We start from the raw sequence: 16,611 nt of genomic DNA on the forward strand, positions 1-16,611 counted from the left end.
GTTGATCTCCTCACTCTGCCGCCTGATTGAAGCCGATGGTCGCCATCGGCCGGAATTCGTGCTTGTCCTTGCCGGAGACGCGCTCCGACCAGGGGTCGACCTGGGCGAACTTCTGGGAAAAGACGAAGCGCTCGTAATAGGCCTTGCGCTTGTCGTGATCCTCCATGATCTGCCGGCGGATCTCATCGAGGCCGATGCGCTTGGCCCATTTGTAGATGCGCTCGAGATAGCGGCCCTGTTCGCGATACATCTGGGTCAGCGCCACGATATGTTCGAGCGCTTCGTCCTCGGTCTTCACCAGGCCGAGCACTTCCGTGCCCTTGATGTCGAGACCTGCAGCCCCGGCGAAATGGATCTCGAAGCCGGAATCCACGCAGATCACGCCGATATCCTTGCAGGTAGCCTCGGCGCAGTTTCGCGGACATCCGGACACTGCCATCTTCAATTTGGCCGGTGTCCAGGAGCCCCACATGAATTTCTCGATGCGGATGCCGAGGCCGGTGGAATCCTGCGTGCCGAAGCGGCACCAGTCGGAACCGACGCAGGTCTTCACCGTGCGCAGGCCCTTGGCATAGGCCTGGCCGGAAATGAAGCCGGCCTTGCCGAGATCTGCCCAGACGGCCGGCAGGTCTTCCTTCTCGACGCCGAGCAGGTCGATGCGCTGGCCGCCGGTCACTTTGACCATCGGGATCGCGAACTTGTCGACCACATCGGCGATGGCACGCAGCTCGCCGGAATTGGTCACTCCGCCCCACATGCGTGGCACGACGGAATAGGTGCCGTCCTTCTGGATATTGGCATGGACGCGTTCGTTGATGAAGCGCGACTGATAGTCGTCGGCATATTCATCCGGCCAGTCACAGACGAGATAGTAGTTGAGTGCCGGGCGACATTTGGCGCAGCCGCCGGATGTCTTCCATTCCAGCTCCTGCATGATGGCAGGTATGGTCTTCAGCTTCTTCGCCTTGATCAGGCGGCGCACATCATCATGGCCGAGTTCCGTGCAAGTGCACATAGGCTGCACAGCTTTCGGATTATAGGCATCACCCAACGTCAAGGACATGAGTTGCTCGACGAGGCCGGTGCAGGAGCCACAGGAGGCCGAAGCCTTGGTATGGGCGCGCACATCATCGAGCGATGTCAGCCCCTTGGCCGCGATCGTTGAAGTGATTTTGCCCTTGCAGACGCCGTTGCAGCCGCAGATTTCCGCATCATCCGGCAAGGCTGCAACGGCCGCCATAGGGTCCAGCGGGGACCCTCCCTGATAGGCCTGGCCGAAGATCAGAGTGTCGCGCATCTCGGAGATGTCGACCGCCTTTTTCTTGAGATCGTTGAACCAGGCGCCGTCGGAGGTTTCGCCATAAAGCACCGTGCCGATAATGCGGTTGTCCTTCAGCACCAAGCGCTTGTAGACGCCCGCGGTTGCATCGCGCAGCACGATTTCCTGCCGGTCCTCACCGTCGGTGAAATCACCCAGAGAATAGAGCTCGATGCCGGTAACCTTGAGCTTGGTCGGCGTATCGGAATGCACGAAGCCCGGCTTGGTATCGCCCGCAAGATGGGAGGCTGCCACACGGGCCATCTCGTAGAGCGGTGCGACAAGGCCATAGACCATGCCGCCGACTTCGGCGCATTCGCCGAGCGAGTAGATGTCGCCATCGGAGGTCTGCATGCCGGCATCGACGACGATGCCACGATTGACGGCAAGCCCGGCGTCCTTGGCAAGATTGACGTTCGGGCGAATGCCCACCGCCATGACGACGAGCGTAGCCGGAATGATCGTGCCGTTGTCGAGCTCGACGCCTTCCACCTTGCCGTTGCCGATGATCTGCTTGGTATTGGCCTTGCAGATGACTTTGATGCCGCGTTCCTCAACGGCCTTCTGCAAGAGGTAGCCGGCGGCGGGATCAAGCTGGCGCTCCATCAGCGTCGGCATGACGTGCAATACGGTGACATCCATGCCCCGCTGGGCAAGCCCGGCGGCCGCTTCGAGCCCAAGCAAGCCGCCGCCGATGACGATCGCCTTTTGCCGCGACTGGGCGGCGAGCAGCATGGCCTGCACGTCATCGAGGTCGCGGTAGGTGATGACGCCGGGCAGATCCTTGCCGGGAACGGGAATGATGAAGGGCACAGAGCCCGTGGCGATGACGAGCTTGTCATAGCTCTCGGTCACACCATGATCCGACGTGACTGTCTTCCTGTCGCGGTCGATCGAGACGATCTTGTGGCCCTTATAGAGGGTGATGCCGTGGTCGATGTACCAGCCGTCGCCATGGATGACGATCTGCTCGTAGGTCTTTTCGCCCGAGAGGACCGGCGAGAGCATGATGCGATCGTAATTGACGCGCGGCTCGGCGTTGAAGATCGTAACCTGATAACGGCCAGGCGCCTGTTCGAAGAGGTGTTCCAGCATGCGCCCAGGCGCCATGCCGTTACCGATGATGACGAGTTTTTCGGTCATGGTTTACTCCGCGGCTTCGACGAAGCGGTGACGTTCGTAGAGGAACTTCAGCACGGCTTCGCGGCATTTGAGGTAGGTTCGGTCGGAGGCGAGTTCGATACGGTTGCGCGGTCGGGCGATCGGCACGTCGAGCACTTCGCCGATGCGGGCGGCGGGGCCGTTGGTCATCATCACGATGCGGTCGGAAAGCAGTACGGCCTCGTCGACATCATGGGTGATCATGACCATCGTATTGCCGAGGCGGGCGTGGATTTCCATCACGGCGTCCTGCAGATGCGCACGGGTCAATGCGTCGAGAGCGCCGAAGGGCTCGTCGAGCAGAAGGATCTTCGGCTCCATCGAGAGTGCCCGGGCAATGCCGACGCGCTGCTTCATGCCGCCCGATATTTCGGAGGGGCGTCTGTCTTTCGCATGAGCCATCTGCACGAGATCGAGATTGGCCATGACCCAGTCGTGGCGCTCGGCCTTGCTCTTCTTATTGCTGAAGACCTTCGAGACGGCGAGATTGACGTTTTCATAGACAGTCAGCCAGGGCAGCAGCGAATGGTTCTGGAAGACTACGGCGCGTTCGGGGCCGGGTTCATTGACCTCGCGGTTTTCGAGCAGCACGGCTCCCTTTGACACAGGCGTCAGGCCGGCGATCAGGTTGAGCAGCGTGGACTTGCCGCAGCCGGAATGGCCGATGATCGAGACGAATTCGCCCTTGTCGATGACGAGGTTGATGTCCTTCAGCACCTCGGTGCGGGCGCCCGCGCGGTCGAAATGCTTGTCGATATGGTCGAGTTTCAGATAGGCGTTCATGGTCGATCCCCTCAATTGGCCTAGGCGCCGCGCGTGACAAGTTTGCCGATGGCGGACACGAGCTTGTCGAGGGCGAAGCCGACGACGCCGATATAGGCAAGGGCCACGATGATGTCGGGCAGGCGGGAGGAGTTCCACGCATCCCAGATGAAGAAGCCGATGCCGACGCCGCCGGTCAGCATTTCGGCTGCGACGATCGCCAGCCATGACAGGCCGATGCCGATGCGCAGACCGGTGAAGATGTAGGGGGCTGCCGAGGGCAGCATGATCTTGAAGAAGAACTCGAACTGGTTGAGCCGCAGCACTTCGGCGACATTGCGGTAATCCTGAGGGATATTACGCACGCCGACGGCGGTATTGATGATAACCGGCCAGATCGAGGTGATGAAGATCACGAAGATCGCCGAGGGATTGCTGTCCTGGAAGGCCGCGAGCGACAGCGGCAGCCAGGCAAGCGGCGGCACGGTGCGCAGCACCTGGAAGATCGGATCGAGGCCACGCATCGCCCAGATCGACTGGCCGATAACCGCACCGATGACGATGCCGGCTATGGCTGCAAGGCCGAAGCCATAGGCAACCCGCTGCAGCGAAACCAGTACGCGCCAGCCGAGACCGATATCCTGAGATCCGTTGTTGAAGAAAGGATAAGCGATCAGATCATAGCTTTCCTGCCAGACCTGATGCGGCGATGGCAGCGAGGCGTTCGGCGAGGAACAGAGGATCTGCCAGAGGCCGAGAATGATCGCGAGAACGATCAGCGGCGGCACGATATTGCGGGCGGCAGCGACCGAAAGGAGCTGCAAATCGATCTTGCGCGCCGGCTTCTTTGCGAGATGGACGACATTGGCCGTCTTTGGCGCAACAGCCGCCTTGATGGTTTCATTCTTTGCAAGCGCTGACATGCGTTCGCTCCTTCATGGAATAAAAGGCCGGCGCGCGCCTCACGCGCCGGAGGTGGGGATTACGAAGCGGCCTTGATGGAGAGGCTGTCGAGATAAGCAGAGGGGTTCTCCGGATCGAAGACCTTGCCGTCGAAGAAGGTTTCCTTGCCGCGCGACGTCGTGGCCGGAATGTCGGCCGCCGCAACACCGAGGTCCTTTGCGGCCTCGCGCCAAATGTCCTCACGGTTGACCTTGTCGACCAGCGCCTTGATATCCGTATTCGGCGCGAGTTTGCCCCAGCGGATATTCTCCGCCATGAACCAGGTATCGTGGCTCTTGAAGGGGTAGGAGACGCCGCCGGCCCAGAACTTCATGTAGAGATCGGTGCCATGCGCGACGCGGCCATTGCCGTAGTTGATGTCGCCCTTCAGGCGGCCGAGCACATCCTTCGGCGGCACATTGAACCATTGCCGCTTGCCGAGGATGGTCGCCATCTCCTCCTTGTTGTCCATGCTGTCGCACCATTGCTGGGCTTCCATGATGGCCATCAGCAGGGCCTTGGCGGCATTCGGGTTCTTCTCCACCCAGTCGGCGCGCATGCCGAGGGCCTTTTCCGGATGGCCTTTCCAGAGCTCGCCGGTCGTTGCCGCGGTGAAGCCGATGCCCTGGTTGACGAGCTGTTCGTTCCAAGGCTCGCCGACACAGAAGACATCCATGTTGCCGACCTTCATGTTCGCCACCATCTGCGGCGGCGGCACCACGATGGTGGAGACGTCCTTGTCCGGATCGATGCCGCCGGCGGCGAGCCAGTAGCGGATCCACAGGTCATGCGTACCGCCGGGGAAGGTCATGGCGGCTTTCACTTCCTTCCCCTCGGCCTTCTTCTTCTCGAAAGCGGCTTTCAGCTTGGAGGAGTCGAGCTCGACACCGGTATCGGCATATTCCTTGGCGACCGAGATGCCCTGGCTGTCGTAGTTCAGACGTGCCAGCAGTGCCATCGGCACCGGCTGGTTGTTCTGGGTCACCTTGCCGGTGTGCATGAGATAGGGGAGCGGCGAGAGGATATGCGCGCCATCGATGCCATTGGCCGCACCGCCGAGAACCAAATTGTCACGCGTTGCCCCCCAGGAGGCCTGCTTCGCCACATCGACTTCAGGAAGGCCGTGCTTTTCGAACAGACCCTTTTCCTTGGCGACGATGAGAGGCGCCGCATCCGTCAGGGCGATGAAGCCAAGCTTGACGCCGGTCACCTCAGGTTTGGCCGCAGCAGCGAAAGCGCCTGAAGGAAATGCCGTCCGAACGGCGCTCACGAGGGCGGCGGCGGCGGTGGTCTTCAGCATGCTGCGACGGCTGATCGCGGTCGTGAAAATCTTGGTCATGCGCGGGCTCCTCTGGGTGGCTGCCGGATTTTTCGGAATAAAAAAACGCCGCTCGGAGATTGCGTCCTCGGGAAGGGAGAAGTCCCGGACAGCAAAAACCTTGCGACGTCGATGTCTGTTGTAAGCGCTTATTCCGCGCTCATCCTGCACCTGGTCGCCGTTGACCGGTGCGGTTTTAGCCTTGCAAGCGGCGTGCCAATTTGTTTTGGTTGTTGCAAACTATTGAAATAAAAGGAAATTTCTTCTGTTTGCGCCAGTTGCTGTTTTTCAAAGCACGAAATCGCTCTGCAAAACTTTTGTGCGATTGCTCAGTCGCGGGTCGAAAATGCTGCAAGTGATTTATGCAATGCAGCAACCTTTTCAGGTTTCATCAGGATGCGGAATGAAGGGCAGGGCGCTCTTCACCGCAAAACCCGCAATATAGTCAGGCAGTTTCGATGGATCGAAAACATGGCCGTCCATAAAGCGGTCGGTTTCGTCGGCGCCTTCGATGCGCACGTCAGCATCGATAGGTGCGCTGCCCTCGCCTAGGGCCGTGCGATAAAGGTCCGGGCGATAGGCGGAAGCGGCTGCGCGTGCGGGGTTGAGTCCGAGTTCGGCCTGGCCCCAGCGGATCATCTGGCTGTAGATCCAGAGCGCCTGGCTCGTGCGCGGATAATTGGCAAAGCCCGAATGGAACATGAAGTAATTGTCGATGATGCGCCGGTTCCCCTTTGCATCGAGGCTGAACTCGCCGGCCAGCACATGACGGATGATGTGGACAGGTGCTGCGATGTAGCGGGCATCCGCCAGGGCCTCGGCAAGCGCATCGTGGTTTTCCGGCCGGTCGCACCAGCGTGCCGCTGCGTCGAGAGCGACAATCAGCCGGGAGACCGTTTCCGGATGGCTGTCCGCCCATTCCGGGCGCATGCCGACCACCTTTTCCGGTGCGGATGGCCAGATATCCTGTTTGGTAGCGACGATACGCCCGACACCGCGCTCGGACGCCACCATGTTCCAGGGCGCGCCGACGCAAAAGCCGTCGATCGCGCCGGCGGCCAATGCATCCGAGGTCAGCGGCGGCGGCACGACGACGAGTTTGACGTCCTTGTCCGGATCGATGCCGCCGGCGGCGAGCCAGTAGCGGAATTCGTAATTATGCGAGGAAAAAGGATAGGTGACGCCGAAGGTTGGCAGCGACTCGCCATTTGCCTTCATTTCCGCCAGGACCGTTGAGAGCGCCTTGGCGTTTTCGAGTGCGCTGGCAGTTTCGGAAAGCCCAGTCGCATTCCGCATCCTATCGAACAGGCGGATCGAGAGCGTGATCGCATTGCCGCCGCGCCCGAGAGAGAAGGGCGTAATCGTCGGCGACGGATTGGAGCCGAGGCCGAGCATGGAGGCAACGGGCATCGGCGAGAGCATGTGGGCGATATCGAATTGCCGGAAAGCGAGGCGGTCGCGAACGTTCGCCCAGGAGACGTCCTTGACGAGATCGAGCGTCAGGCCTTCCCGCTCAGCAAAGCCGAATTCCGCTGCGGCGATGAGCACGGAAGCATCGACGAGCGGAATGAAGCCGGCCCTCAGCGTTCTGGAGCCTTCGCCGTTGGCGCGGGCGGGCGCGGGCAGGCCGGCATCGGGATCGAGGCTTTTCGTCATCATGTTCACTCCGGCTTCCTCCGGACAGTCGCAACCAGACCGGCCATCACATTAAAAGTCCTGCCGCGGTCACGACGCTCTGGGCGATGTCGGACATTTTCTTCTTCTCGTTCATTGCCGTCTGACGAAGCAATGCAAACGCTTCATCCTCCGACAGGCCGCGCATCTTCATCAATATGCCCTTGGCGCGTTCGACGACCTTGCGCTCCTCCAGGGCCGACTTGGCATCGGCAAGTTCGCGCTGCAACCGGCTAAAGGCATTGAAACGGCTGACTGCCATGTCAAGAATGGGTTTGACGCGCTCCTTCTTCAACCCGTCGACAATGTAAGCTGATACGCCGGCATCCACCGCGGCCTCGATGGAGGCCGTGTCGGAGCGGTCGACGAACATGGCAATCGGCCTGCCGACTGTACGGGTCAACTGGAACAGATGCTCCATCATGTCGCGATTGGGGTTCTCGATATCGATGATGATGACGTCTGGCCGCAGCGTATCGATGATGCGCGCCACGCCTTGGACCTCATGGATGACCGTCACACGCGCATGCCCCGCCTCTCGCAGCCCCTCTTCGATGATGGAGGCGCGAATGGTGTTTTCATCGATCACAAGGATGGTCAGATCGAGCCGGCTCATGCATCATTTATGACGCAATGCAGCAAAGCGGACAAGCTAAAAAGGCAATTTATTAGGCATTTGGTAAAAATGATGAAATAATGAGCCATTTGCTTGGTATATGTGCAGTGCCTCTTCTGCGTTGGGAGTTTCGAAAAAAGATTGCGACATCCATGCCGTTGTCGGCGGCTGCGCTACCTATGCCTCAGTATAATGCACCGCCCGGACACTCGCTGTTATCGTCGGGCCATCTTGAAGACGGAGAGCGAAGATGAGCGACAAGCGTCCGGAAGGCGTTGAGACATACAGTCACCCCGCAGGCGGATGGGATGCGCTGAAGGCGGTGGCGAAAACGCTTAAGCATCAGCAGATCGTTGCGCAGGGAAGTACGACCCTGCTCAAGGCAAACCAGCCCGAAGGCTTCGACTGTCCCGGCTGTGCCTGGCCCGATCCCAAACACACGTCTTCCTTCGAGTTCTGCGAAAACGGCGCAAAGGCAATCACCTGGGAATCGACCGCACGCCGTGTCGCGCCGGAATTCTTTGCCGAACACACGGTCTCTGAGCTTTGGGGATGGATCGATCACAAGCTCGAAGACCAGGGCCGGCTGACGCATCCGCTGAAATACAATAGCGCCACGGATAAATATGAAGCGATCGATTGGGATGATGCCTTCAGCCTGATCGGTGCGGAACTCAACAAACTCGCAAGTCCGGACGAAGCCGAGTTCTACACGTCCGGGCGCGCGTCCAACGAGGCGGCTTTCCTTTATCAGCTTTTCGTGCGGGCCTATGGCACGAATAATTTTCCCGATTGTTCGAACATGTGCCATGAGGCGACGAGTGTCGGCCTGCCGCTGTCGCTCGGTGTCGGCAAGGGTACGGTGACGCTCGAGGATTTCGATCATGCCGATGCAATTTTCAGCTTCGGCCACAATCCCGGAACCAATCATCCCCGCATGATGACGACCTTGCATGAGGCGTCCCGTCGCGGTGTTCCCATCATCGTCTTCAACCCGCTGAAGGAGCGGGCGCTCGAGCGTTTCGCCGCGCCGCAAAACCCGGTGGAAATGGTGACCCTATCCTCGACACGCATTGCATCGGCCTACCATCAGCTTCGCACAGGCGGCGACCTCGCTGCCCTCAAAGGGCTGATGAAGCTGATCTTCGAGCGCGACGAGGCCGATGTCGCAGCCGGCGGCGAAGGCGTTCTCGATCGGGCCTTCATTACCGAACACACTGTCGGCATCGATGCCCTGAAGGAGGATCTCGCCAATGCCGGCTGGGCCGATATCCTCAGCGTGTCCGGCCTTACCATGGAGGCGCTGAACAGCGCTGTCGATGTCTATCTCAATGCCCGCAATGTTATTCTCTGCTACGGCATGGGGATCACGCAACATGCCAATGGAACGGCGAATGTCCAGCAGCTTGCCAATTTCCTGATGCTGCGCGGCAATATCGGCCGCCAGGGCGCAGGGCTCTGCCCGCTGCGTGGCCACTCCAACGTGCAGGGGGACAGGACTGTCGGCATTACCGAAATCCCGAACAAGGCGCTGCTCGACGGTATGGAACGCGCCTTCGGTTTTCGGCCTTCTGCAGAGAAGGGCCATGATGCGGTCGAGTCCATTGAGGCAATTGCGGCCGGCAAGTCCAAGGCGCTGATCTGCCTCGGCGGCAATCTGGCTGTCGCCATGTCCGATCCTGACGTCACCTTCGAAGCGATGCGCAAGCTCGATCTTGCCGTCCATATCGCCACTAAGCTCAACCGCTCGCATCTCCTGACGGCAAAGACCTCGATCATCCTTCCCTGCCTCGGGCGGACCGACCTCGACACGCAGGCATCAGGCCCGCAGTCGGTGACGGTGGAAGATTCCATGTCGATGGTGCATGCCTCGCGCGGCTTCCTCAAGCCGCCGAGCGAGTTTCTGAAATCCGAACCCGCCATAATCGCCGGCATTGCGATGGCCACACTCGGTACAAAATATGGCATTGACTGGAACGGGCTGATCGCCAATTACGATCGAATCCGAGAAAAGATCGAAGTGGTCTTTCCGGATTTTCACGAGTTCAACAGTCGCGTCCGGGTCCGCGGCGGCTTCCGGCTCGATGTGCCGGCCTCCTATCGCGTCTGGAAGACGGCGAGCGGAAAGGCGAATTTCCTTATCGCCCCCGGTCTCGACGAAGATCCCCGCCTGAAGGACCCGACGACACTGGTGCTGACGACGCTGCGCAGCCACGACCAATACAACACGACCGTCTATGGCCTTGACGATCGATATCGCGGTATTTTCGGCCGCCGTGATGTCATCTTCATGAGCAGTCTGGATCTTGCTGAACGGGGCCTGCGTGACGGAGACCGGATCGATATCCGTTCAGCCACCGGAAACGGCGGCGGGAAAACCGTCATCGGTTTCACGGCTGTCGAGTATAATATCCCCGTCGGTTCGGTGGCCGGCTATTATCCGGAAATGAATGCGGTGATCGCGCTCGATCACTACGATCGCAAGTCGGGCACGCCGAGCTACAAGGGTGTTCCGGTCACGATCGCTAAGAGCGAGGCCCAAGCTGCTGCCTGATGGTCACGCCCGTACTTTCGCGGGCGATGACCTCGAAACCAAGATCGATCTGGCTCGGCGGCTGGCGGCTCGTCGAATTGAGAGCCGTCAGCACCTTTTCGGCGGCAAGCTTGCCCGTCTCGAAACGCCTCGTCACGATCGATGAGAGGGATGGTGACGCACAGGCAGAAAATTCCAGATCATGAAAACCGATGATGGCGATATCGTCAGGCACGCGGATGCCGCGCTTGCGGCACTCCTGCATGGCGCCGAGCGCCACGTTGTCGTCGGTGCAGAAGATCGCTTCCGGGCGGTCGCCACGTTCATGCATGAGGGCCAGGAGATCGGAGCCGAGCGCAACCGAGCTGTGCCGCGGCCGCTGGGTGACGATCTCAAGGTTCTCCAAGCCCGCTTCCTGCATTGCCAGGCGATAGCCGTCGAAGCGGGACTGGGAACGATGGTCGAGATTGCCTGCCAGAAAGGCAATACGCTTGAAGCCACGGTCGATGAGATGCTGCGTTGCTGCCTGCCCGGCGCGATCTTGCAGCATGCCAATATTGAGGTCGATCGGATCGGGCGATAACTCGAATGTCTCGACAACGGGCAAATGCGCCCGCATCAGAAGCTGATGGGCAAGCGGCGTATGATGAATGCCGGCGATGATGATCGCTTCGACCCGTTGGCCGAGCAGTACCTTGATGGCATTTTCCTCTTCCTGTTCGGAATACCGGCTATTGACGACGATGACCTGAAAGCCCGCCCCGACTAGCACGTCGTGCAGAGCGAAGAGATATTCGGCAAAGATGACGTTATAGAGGGTCGGCACGATGACGCCGATTGCATGCGTGCGCGACGAGGCAAGCCGGCTGGCCGCAATATTCGGCACATAACCGAGTTCCTGGACGGCGGCATTGACACGCAGCCGCAGCGCCTCCGAGACCGCATCGGGTTTGCGAAGTACGCGTGAAACTGTGATCGGGCTGACGCCGGCCAGAGTTGCCACGTCATCCAAAGTTATTCTTCGCATTGTCATCTCGCTTTATACAGAAAACTCATGCCGATCTGTAATGTATCTCGCAACTGCGAAATATTTCCTATCGATGATTACAGTTGACAGCGCTAGCAAATCCGATTTGACAGCGCTGTCAACTATGTTAGGCTCAAATTGCACCGGAAAGGGATGGGATGGAACCTTCCGGGATCAGCATGCCAATAAGATTTTGTGGAGGGGCGGCCTGGTCCGCCTGAGGAGGAGACATTCAATGCTTAAGGTGAAGAAAGCGAAGATGGCCCGTATCGCCGCGTTTTCCGCGTCGGCGTTTGCTCTGCTCTGCAGCACGGCCATGGCGGCGCCAAAGGTCGTGTCCGGCCCCGCCGCCGATCCGAACTGCATGGTGCCGTGGTCGGCCGAAACCCAATTCCTGCAATATCCGAAGAAGGATGGTCCTTACCGCATCGCGCTTGCCAACGGCTATATCGCCAATACCTGGCGCATCCAGATGGTGCAGACGGCAAAAGCCTACGCCGCTCAGCCGGATGTCGCCGCCAAGCTGAAAGAATTCAAGGTCGTGTCCACCGGCGAGGACGTTCCGGCCCAGATTTCGGCGATCAACAACTTCATTGATGCCGGCTATGATGCCGTCGTTGTCAACGCCCAGAACCCGACAGCCTTCGGTCCGGTCATCAAGCGCGCCAAGGAAGCCGGCGTCGTTCTTGTCGCCTTCGACAATATCCTCGACACCAAGGATGCGATCAACGTCAACGTCGACCAGAAGGGCCTTGGCGTCATCTGGGCCGATTGGCTGGTGAAGCACCTGCCGCAGGGCGGTAAGATCCTGGAAGTGCGCGGCGTTGCCGGCACCTCCGTCGATACGGATCGCCATAGCGGCATTCATGAAACACTGGACGCTTCCGGCAAGAAGTTCACCGTCACTGAAGTCGTCGGCAAGTGGGATGATGGCGTAGCGCAGAAGGCAACGGCCGATGCGATCGCCACCAATGGCCCGTTCGATGGCATCACCGCGCAGGGCGGTGACACCGGCGTCGTGCAGGCGATGATCGATGCGAAGCATCCCTTCGTGCCCTTCGGCGGTGAGACGGAAAATGGCTTCCGTAAATTCTGCGCGGCCCATGCGGTGGATGGCCTGAAATGCTCGTCGGCAGGCACCGGCCCAGCACAGGTCGCTGTTGCCATCAAGACGGCCATCGCAGCTCTTGAAGGCGAGGTCGTTCCGCAGGCCGTCAAGCTACCGACGGCCCTCGTTTCCGATCCCGATTTCAAGGAAGGGGAGGATTATTACCCCACCCAGTCCGACAACTTCTTCGTCGGCAACTCCTTCCCGACCTGCGGCATCAACTTCTCCGCACAGGAAATCATGGGGCAGACCAAGGAAAACCAGTAAGCACCACCATCCGGACCTGGCTACGGGCGCTCGCGCCCGCAGCCTCGATCTCGACAAGACCGAATGGAGGCTGGATGCATGACCCTTTCCGAACCGCTTCTGCGCCTGGAAGGCATATCGAAGCGCTATGGCGGCGCGATTGCGCTGAAGGAAGCTAATATCGCTGTTCGACCGGGCGCGATCCACGCCGTCCTCGGCGAAAACGGGGCCGGAAAATCGACCCTCATCAAGATCATGGCCGGTGTGGTGGCGCCGGATGAAGGGCGCATGCTGCTGGACGGAAATGAAGTCTCGTTCGCCTCGCCGGCCGCCGCCAATGCTGCCGGTATCGTCTGTGTGTTCCAGGAACTGTCGCTCATTCCCGATCTTTCGGTGGCCGACAACATCGTCATCAGCAATCCGCCGCTGCGTTTCGGCATGATCGACCGCAAGAGGCAGCGCCAGATTGCCGAGGAAGCACTTGCCCGCGCCGGCGCTGCCGATATCCATCCATCATCCCTTGTGAAGGATTTGCCGCTTTCTCGCCGGCAGATGGTAGAGATCGCCAAGGCGCTTGCCCGCAAACCGCGTCTGATGATCCTCGACGAGGCGACCTCGGCGCTGACCCAATCGGATGTCCAGAAGGTCTTTGATGTGCTGAAGCAACTCAGGGCCGAGGGCATGGCGCTGATCTATATTTCGCACCGCATGCATGAGATCACAGAGCTCGCCGATGACTGCACGGTCTTCAGAAACGGCCGCAGTATCGAATCCTATCCCGCCGGCACCAAGACCGACCAGCAGGTAGTGGAGCTGATGATCGGGCGCGAATATACCAACGTCTTTCCGCCCAAGCCGCTGCAATCGAGGGCGGACGCGCCGGTTCTGTCCTGCCGCGGCCTCTCCTGGGGAGATCGGCTCTCCGGCATCAATTTCGACGTGCGCCCTGGCGAGATTATCGGTTTCGGCGGCTTGGACGGGCAGGGGCAGCGCGAATTGCTGCTGGCGCTGTTCGGCGTGCTGCGGGACCTCAAGGGAGAGGTGACGGTCGATGGCAGACCGGTCAGATTGAAGAGCCCGGGCGCGGCGAAATCGGGCGAGATCTCCATGGCGCTGATCCCGGAGGACCGCAAGACCGAGGGGTTGATGCTGCCGATGACGGTGCGCGAAAACCTGTCGATCGCAGCGCTTGATCGTGTTTCGCGCAATGGCGTGATCGACCGCGCAGCCGAGCTTCGGGAGATCGACGAACTTCTGAAGCTGCTGGCGATCAAGGCCGCGACGATCGACATGCCCGTCGCCTCGCTGTCCGGCGGCAACCAGCAGAAAGTCGTGATCGCCAAATGGCTGATGAACCGGCCGCGCATCATTCTGCTCAACGATCCGACACGCGGCATCGATGTCGGCACCAAGCAGGAAATCTATGCCCTGCTGCGCAAGCTTGCCGATGCGGGTGCGGCCATCATCTTCTATTCCACCGACTATGACGAACTGGTCGGTTGCTGCGACCGCGTGCTCGTCATGTATGATGGGAGCATCATCCGCATTCTCGAGGGAGACGAGATCAACGAGCGCGAGCTAGTGAGTGCCGCCCTCAACATCGGCGCCGCTGAGGCGCAGCAAAGGATGGCCCAATGAGCAGACAGGCGACTGGTGAATGGCGCTACCGGTACGTTCAGCAGAAGGGCACGCTCTTTGCAGCGCTCCTCTTCATCCTGATGTTCATCATCTATGCTTCGAACCATCCCGCCGGCTTCACGCCCAATGTGGTGCAGACGGCCGCCAACAAGGCGACATTGCTCGCCTTCGTGGCCATGGCGCAGTGTTTCGTGGTCATAACGGCGGGCATCGACCTTTCGGTCGGCATGATCCTGATCCTGTGCAACTGTCTCGCCTCGTGGCTTGTCGTCGGCACGCCGCTGCAGACGGGGCTGGGTGTCGTGGCCGTACTTTTGACCGGTCTCGCCTGCGGCCTTCTCAATGGGCTCGTCATCATCTTCGGGCGGTTGCAGCCGATCGTCACCACGATTGCGACCAGTGCGGTCTTTTACGGACTGGCACTGCTGTTGCGGCCCACACCCGGCGGCTCGGTCAATGAAGATCTCGCCGATGCTTTTACCTCGAAACTTTTCGGCGTCATCCCGGCAAGCCTTGTCATACTCGCGCTTGTCGTCCTAGTGATCTGGGTGCCTTTCAGCCGTTCGGTGCTCGGCCGCACCGCCTATGCGGTCGGCTCGGCAGAAAATGCCGCCTATATGTCTGCCATGCCGGTGAAGCGGGCAAAGCTTGCTGCCTATGCACTGGCTGGTCTGCTGTCAGCGATTGGCGGGCTTTATCTGACGTTCTTTTCCTATACGGGTGAGGCTGCCTTTGCGAGCGGCAACGCCTATACGCTCTATTCGATCGCAGCAGTGGTGCTCGGCGGTGTTTCGCTTGCGGGTGGTAAGGGAAGCGCTGTCGGCGCCGTTTTCGGTGCGCTGGCCTTCCGCACCATCGGCGACCTGTTGTTCGTCTTCGATCTCGATCCGCTCTGGCAGCCGCTCTTCCAGGGCGTGGTGCTGATGCTGGCAGTCAGCATCGGCTGCATCGGCCTGTCGCGCGTTCGCAATCGTCTGGAGTGGTTCCAATGAGCGAGGATGCTTCCACCATGCGGCAAATTCCTGTGCCCGCCCGGCTGCGCGGCGTCGATCCGGCTGTGGCGATCGCCTTCGGCTGCATCATCCTGCTGCTTCTCGGCGGTTCGCTCTATTCCTCCAATTTCCTGTCGCCGGATTACCTGCTGCAGCAGTTGAAGGTGGCTTCCTTCCTCGGCGTCATCGCAACCGGCATGATGGCGGTCATCCTGCTTGGACAAATCGACCTGTCTGTGCCCTGGGTGGTGACGACAGGGGCGATGATGGCCTGTGCCGCCACTGCTTACGGAACGACGGGTGCGGTCCTCGCAATCCCCTTCGGTATTCTCTGCGGTGCCGCGATCGGCCTCGTCAACGGCATCGCAGTCGCCTATCTGCGCATTCCCTCGATGATCATCACGCTTGCGACCAATGCCGTCGCGCAAGGGTTGATGGTCGTTTACACAGGCGGTTTTTCACCACAGGATTCGGCCTCTGCCGCCATGCGCTTTCTGGCAACCGGCTATGCCATACCCGGGCTTCCGAATGGTGTTCTGGTGTGGTTGGCCGTCGGCCTGCTCGCCGTCTTCCTGCTGACGCGCACCACCTTCGGCCGGGCGCTCTATGCGATCGGTAATCGTGAGCGCGCCGCGTACATGTCCGGCATCAACACCCGTAGGATCACCCTGCTGGCCTTCATCATGTCAGGCGGGCTCAGCGCGCTCGGTGGCGTGCTTCTCGCCGGCTACGCCTCCAAGGCATCTCAATCCATGGGCGACGCCTATCTGCTGCCTTCGATCGCCGCCGTGGTGCTTGGCGGCACACATGTGCTCGGTGGCAAGGGTTCCTATCTCGGAACCGTTGCCGGCGTCATCCTGATTACCCTTCTCCAGTCGATCCTCTCGGTCATGCAGATCGAGGAGGCCGGCCGCCAGCTCATCTATGGCGCGGTCATCATCGGCATGCTGCTGCTTTACGGTCGGCAGAAGGTCTCGTGACGAAACTCAGTGTTTTGCCTAGTTCTGGCCGTCGATTGCCCTGACGTTTCGACCGATAGACCATTCGGGCCGAAGCTGGCGGGCGAGATAGGTATCGACGATCGCTTTGGCGAGTTCGGGCCGACCACGCATGCATCAACGGTGATGATGACTTGGTGGCGCGCTCGGCAGAATAGGCATCGTCAGTCAACGCCGCACGGATGCGTGTTGGCAGAAATCGACACGCCAGTGACCGTTGCTCAGAAGAGCTGGGCGCGATCATGCTCGCCGTCGATAATCTCTTTGCGCCACGTCGG

General features: G+C 60.2%; 12 protein-coding genes. 5 read left to right on the plus strand and 7 right to left on the minus strand.

The window, feature by feature from the left end; all coding sequences use genetic code 11:
- Window positions 1-10: 10 nt before the first annotated feature.
- From nirB to J2X71_RS10950, 6 genes are all read right to left on the minus strand, one after another.
- Window positions 11-2,461, minus strand: coding sequence for a nitrite reductase large subunit NirB (gene nirB / locus J2X71_RS10925; RefSeq protein ID WP_310382081.1), 2,451 nt, complete (start codon window positions 2,459-2,461; stop codon window positions 11-13).
- Between the two features lie 3 nt (window positions 2,462-2,464).
- Entirely contained in the window at window positions 2,465-3,262 is a 798-nt protein-coding gene (locus J2X71_RS10930) for an ABC transporter ATP-binding protein (RefSeq protein WP_007816841.1), read from the minus strand.
- A gap of 20 nt (window positions 3,263-3,282) precedes the next feature.
- Complete coding sequence (gene ntrB, locus J2X71_RS10935; RefSeq protein ID WP_310382082.1) at window positions 3,283-4,164, minus strand: nitrate ABC transporter permease; 882 nt, start codon at window positions 4,162-4,164, stop codon at window positions 3,283-3,285.
- A gap of 59 nt (window positions 4,165-4,223) precedes the next feature.
- Entirely contained in the window at window positions 4,224-5,522 is a 1,299-nt protein-coding gene (locus tag J2X71_RS10940) for a CmpA/NrtA family ABC transporter substrate-binding protein (protein WP_310382083.1), read from the minus strand.
- Window positions 5,523-5,882: 360 nt separating this feature from the next.
- A complete protein-coding gene (locus tag J2X71_RS10945) occupies window positions 5,883-7,160 on the minus strand; it encodes a CmpA/NrtA family ABC transporter substrate-binding protein (RefSeq protein WP_405049697.1) in 1,278 nt (425 codons plus the stop codon).
- Window positions 7,161-7,203: 43 nt separating this feature from the next.
- On the minus strand, window positions 7,204-7,791 hold the full coding sequence (locus J2X71_RS10950) for an ANTAR domain-containing response regulator (RefSeq protein WP_310382085.1): 588 nt from the start codon (window positions 7,789-7,791) through the stop codon (window positions 7,204-7,206).
- A 250-nt stretch (window positions 7,792-8,041) separates the two neighbouring features.
- On the opposite strand from J2X71_RS10950, the gene J2X71_RS10955 reads away from it, so the two are divergent.
- Entirely contained in the window at window positions 8,042-10,345 is a 2,304-nt protein-coding gene (locus J2X71_RS10955) for an FdhF/YdeP family oxidoreductase (protein WP_310382086.1), read from the plus strand.
- On the opposite strand, the gene J2X71_RS10960 is transcribed toward J2X71_RS10955, so the two are convergent.
- Window positions 10,317-11,351, minus strand: coding sequence for a LacI family DNA-binding transcriptional regulator (locus tag J2X71_RS10960; protein WP_310382087.1), 1,035 nt, complete (start codon window positions 11,349-11,351; stop codon window positions 10,317-10,319). The two genes, J2X71_RS10955 and J2X71_RS10960, sit on opposite strands and share 29 nt — an antisense overlap.
- Before the next feature lie 235 nt (window positions 11,352-11,586).
- Between J2X71_RS10960 and J2X71_RS10965 the strand changes: the two genes are divergently transcribed.
- The 4 genes from J2X71_RS10965 to J2X71_RS10980 all read left to right on the plus strand — a co-directional run bounded on the left by J2X71_RS10965 (window position 11,587) and on the right by J2X71_RS10980 (window position 16,315).
- Window positions 11,587-12,726 carry a sugar ABC transporter substrate-binding protein gene (locus J2X71_RS10965; protein WP_310382088.1) on the plus strand — a complete coding sequence of 380 codons (1,140 nt, stop codon included), beginning with the start codon at window positions 11,587-11,589 and terminating at the stop codon, window positions 12,724-12,726.
- 78 nt (window positions 12,727-12,804) lie between these two features.
- The gene (locus J2X71_RS10970; protein ID WP_310382089.1) at window positions 12,805-14,343 is read left to right on the plus strand and encodes a sugar ABC transporter ATP-binding protein; all 1,539 of its coding nucleotides are present in this window, start codon (window positions 12,805-12,807) and stop codon (window positions 14,341-14,343) included.
- A complete protein-coding gene (locus J2X71_RS10975) occupies window positions 14,340-15,335 on the plus strand; it encodes an ABC transporter permease (RefSeq protein ID WP_310382090.1) in 996 nt (331 codons plus the stop codon). Before J2X71_RS10970 ends, J2X71_RS10975 begins: the two co-directional genes overlap by 4 nt.
- On the plus strand, window positions 15,332-16,315 hold the full coding sequence (locus J2X71_RS10980) for an ABC transporter permease (protein ID WP_113296602.1): 984 nt from the start codon (window positions 15,332-15,334) through the stop codon (window positions 16,313-16,315). Before J2X71_RS10975 ends, J2X71_RS10980 begins: the two co-directional genes overlap by 4 nt.
- Window positions 16,316-16,611 lie beyond the last annotated feature (296 nt).

The sequence above is a fragment of the Rhizobium sp. 1399 genome (assembly GCF_031455475.1).
Classification (GTDB): Bacteria; Pseudomonadota; Alphaproteobacteria; order Rhizobiales; family Rhizobiaceae; genus Rhizobium.